Below are 3612 nucleotides of genomic sequence, written 5' to 3'. Positions count from 1 at the left end.
GCTATCCCGACCGGGTGTTTTCCGCCATGCCCGTCGCCACCGCCGCGCGGCACTCGTCGCAGAACATCGCGTTCCACGAGGTCGGTCGCCAGGCGGTGATGGCCGACCCCGACTGGTGCAAGGGTCGCTATCTCGACGAGGGCAAGTACCCCTCGAAGGGCCTGGCTGTCGCGCGCATGGCGGCGCACATCACCTATCTCTCGGACGAAGCGCTGCAGCGCAAGTTCGGGCGTAAGCTGCAGGCCCGCGCCGCGCCGACCTTTTCCTTCGACGCCGATTTTCAGATCGAGAACTACCTGCGTTACCAAGGTCTGAGCTTCGTCGATCGCTTCGACGCCAATTCCTATCTTTATGTCACCCGCGCCTGCGACTACTTCGACCTCGCGGCCGATTATGGCGGTGTGCTGGCGATGGCCTTCAAGGGCAGCAAGACGCGCTTCTGCGTGGTGTCCTTCTCGTCGGACTGGCTGTACCCGACCTCGGCGTCACGGGCGATCGTCCATGCGCTCAACGCCGGCGGCGCCTCGGTGTCCTTCGTCGACATCGCGACGGACCGTGGCCATGACGCGTTCCTGATCGACGATCCGGAGTTCAACGCCACAGCCACGGGCTTCCTCAACGGCGCCGCCCGCGCCCGTGGTCTGTTGCCGCCCCGCGTGGAAAGCGCCACGTCCTGATGAGCGGACGCCCGCCCCTGGTGGTTCACCCGAAGCTGCGTCCCGATCTCCTCGTCGTCGCCAAGATGCTGGAGCCGAAGAGCCGCGTGCTCGACGTCGGTTGCGGCGACGGCACTTTGCTGCGTCACCTGAGCGAGAAGCACGGCGTCGACGCGCGCGGCATCGAGCTGTCGCAACGGGGCGTGAACGACTGCGTCGCCCAAGGCCTCTCCGTGATTCAGGGCGACGCGGACACCGATCTCGAGGGCTACCCCAACGATAGTTTCGACTTCGTGATCCTGTCGCAAACGCTGCAGGCCACCCGCAAGCCGCGCCAGGTGCTCGAGCACATGCTGCGCATCGGCAAGCATGCCATCGTCTCGTTTCCGAATTTCGGTCACTGGCGGGTGCGCGGTCAGCTGCTCGTCAAGGGGCGGATGCCGATCACCGATGCTCTCTCCTACGCCTGGTACGACACGCCCAACATCCATGCCTTCACGATCCGCGACTTCGTCGCGCTGGTGCGGATGCTCGACGGCCGGATCGAGGAAGCCAAGGCGCTCGATGAATCCGGACGTCCGGTGCTGGTCAACGTGCCCTGGGGCGTGTGGAATCTGTTCGGTGTCCAGGGCGTGTTCAAGCTGACGCGCGGCGGCAATCCGCCGGGCTAAGCGGCCCGGCGTCCCGCCTGGCGGCGCTTGTCATTGCCGAGGGAGAACCGGTCCACCAGGCTGGCAAGCTGATCCGCCTCGGATGCCAGCGAGTGGCTGGCGGCCGTGGATTCTTCCACCATCGCGGCGTTCTGCTGCGTCACCCGATCCATCTGGTCGATCGCGGCATTGACCTCGGCGACGCTGGTTGCCTGGGTCTGCGCCGACGTCGCGATTTTCCCGACCAGATCGTTGATCTCGACGATCCGGCCGTTGATGCGATCCAACGCCTTTCCGGTCTCGGCAACCTGCTCGACGCCCTTTCCGACCTGCGCCGTCGAGGCGAGGATCAGGGCCTTGATGTCCTTTGCCGCTTCGGCCGAGCGCTGCGCCAGGCTGCGGACCTCGCTGGCCACGACGGCGAACCCGCGACCGGCATCGCCGGCGCGCGCCGCCTCGACCCCGGCGTTCAGCGCGAGCAGATTGGTCTGGAACGCGATTTCGTCGATGACGCCGATGATCTGCGAGATCTGCTGGGCCGATTTCTGGATCTCGCCCATCGCGGACACCGCTCCCTGGACGACCTGGCCGCCCTTTGCGGCGTCGCTCATCGCCGTCGACACGATCTGGCGCGCCAATGCAGCGCCCTGCGCCGTCTCGCCGACCGTCAGGGCAATCTGGGCAAGCGTTGCCGCCGTCTCGGCGAGCGCCGCGGCCTGCCGTTCGGTCCGCTGCGCCAGGTCATCGGCCGCCGTGGCGATCTCGACCGATCCGGTGCGGATGCCCGACGTATTGGAGGCAATAACCGTCATCGTGTCGCGCAGCTGGGCGACGGCAGCATTGAAGTTCTCGCGAATGGCCTCGTATTCGGCGGAATAGGGCTCCGCGACATTCATCGAGAGGTCGCCTTGCGACAGGCTGGCGAGAGCCTTGCCCAAGGAATCGACGACGAAACGGTTGGCCTCCATCGCCGACAGATCGACCGCCGCCTTGCGACGACGCTCGCCGTCCAGAACCACACGCTGGTTCTCGGTTTCCCGCTCCAGCAGCCCCTTGTCGATCGCCGCCTGGCGGAACGTCACGAGGGCACCGGCCATCTGGCCGATCTCGTCGTTGCGTTCCAGGCCGACGATCGGGGCGTCGAGGTCACCCTGGGCGACGCGCCGCATCGTTCCGGCCAGCGACGAGAGCAGCCCGGCGACGCTCCGCCGCATGAAGAAGACGATCACCATGAAGCCGACCAGCAACGGCACGAAAAGCTCCGCGAGGTTGATCATGTCATTGATCAGCGTCGCTTTCAGATCGTCGACGTAGAGACCGGAGCCGATGAGGATCTGCCATTCCGGAATACCGACGATATAGGAAATCTTGGCGCGCGGCGCGACGTCGCCAGGAAGGAGATTATCGTATTCCACAAAACCAGAATGCCCGGCCTTCGCGATGTCGATGAACATCTGAATGTAGTGCCGGCCTTGGCTGTCGACGACGGCCAGGCGATTGGTGCCGATAAGCTCTTTCTTCGGCAGGGCCAGCGTTTCGCCGGCAAAACCGTAGGAGAAGTAATAGTTGGTCCCGTCGAACCGGGCCGCCGATAGAGCTTCGAGGGCTCGCTTGCGGGCTTCGGTCCCCGTCAAGGCGCCGCTGCGTTCCTGCTCGACGAAGGAGTGCACGAGCGTGCCCGCGGCTTCGGAGAGATGCTGAACTTCGGCGCGTTTTGCCTCGAAGGCCAGATCATAGCTGCGCTTCAGCGTCAGTCCGAGACCAGCAAGTGTCAAGACGACGCCGAGAAGAGCCAAGAGGCTGAACTGGCCGGTGATCGACATCCGGGCAAAAAAAGCGCGCATAAAGCTATTCCCTACATTTGATAGTAAGGTAAAGCTAAAGGCTTAAGAACGCGTTTTCAGGTCCGTTTTAGCGTTACGCGGCGCGGCGTCTTGGCGGCGCAGAGGATCGCGGCGGAGTGCCAAGAGAAAACCGATCGATGAGGCCGGCAAGCACGTCGGCTTCCGAAGCCAGCGAGTGGCTGGCGGCGGTGGATTCTTCGACCATCGCGGCGTTCTGCTGCGTGACCCGATCCATCTGATCGATGGCTGTATTGACCTCGGCAAGCGCTTGAGACTGGTTCTGGGCCGAGGCCGCAATCTTCCCGACGAGATCATTGATCTCGCCGATGCGACCTTGGATCCGGTCCAGAGCTTGCCCGGTTTCCGCGACCTGTTCGACGCCTTTACCGACGTGTGTCGTCGAAGCCTGGATCAGGACCTTGATGTCCTTCGCCGCCTCGGCAGACCGCTGCGCAAGCCCAC

3 protein-coding genes and 1 pseudogene are annotated in these 3612 nt (G+C 64.3%); 2 read left to right on the top strand and 2 right to left on the bottom strand.

Translation table 11 applies throughout. From position 1 onward, the window contains the following. A pseudogene (metX, locus tag GSQ79_RS29760) lies at window positions 1-677 on the top strand (homoserine O-acetyltransferase); the annotation flags it as partial. Next, window positions 677-1327 (top strand): methionine biosynthesis protein MetW, encoded by a 651-nt coding sequence (metW, locus tag GSQ79_RS21360; protein WP_158810807.1) that lies wholly within the window; start codon window positions 677-679, stop codon window positions 1325-1327. The pseudogene metX and the gene metW, both read left to right, overlap by 1 nt. Here metW and GSQ79_RS21355 read toward each other — a convergent pair. After that, window positions 1324-3150 (bottom strand): methyl-accepting chemotaxis protein, encoded by a 1827-nt coding sequence (locus GSQ79_RS21355; RefSeq protein WP_158810806.1) that lies wholly within the window; start codon window positions 3148-3150, stop codon window positions 1324-1326. The genes metW and GSQ79_RS21355 overlap by 4 nt on opposite strands. Window positions 3151-3223: 73 nt before the next feature. After that, window positions 3224-3612 (bottom strand): methyl-accepting chemotaxis protein (locus tag GSQ79_RS21350; protein WP_246725485.1); only part of this gene is annotated, 389 nt, incomplete at its 5' end.

Origin of the sequence: Beijerinckia sp. L45, assembly GCF_009765775.1 — a bacterium.
In the GTDB taxonomy this organism is placed as follows: Bacteria; Pseudomonadota; Alphaproteobacteria; order Rhizobiales; family Beijerinckiaceae; genus RH-AL1.
Note: the sequence above shows the minus strand (reverse complement) of the source record. Positions and strands in the feature narration are given on the sequence as shown.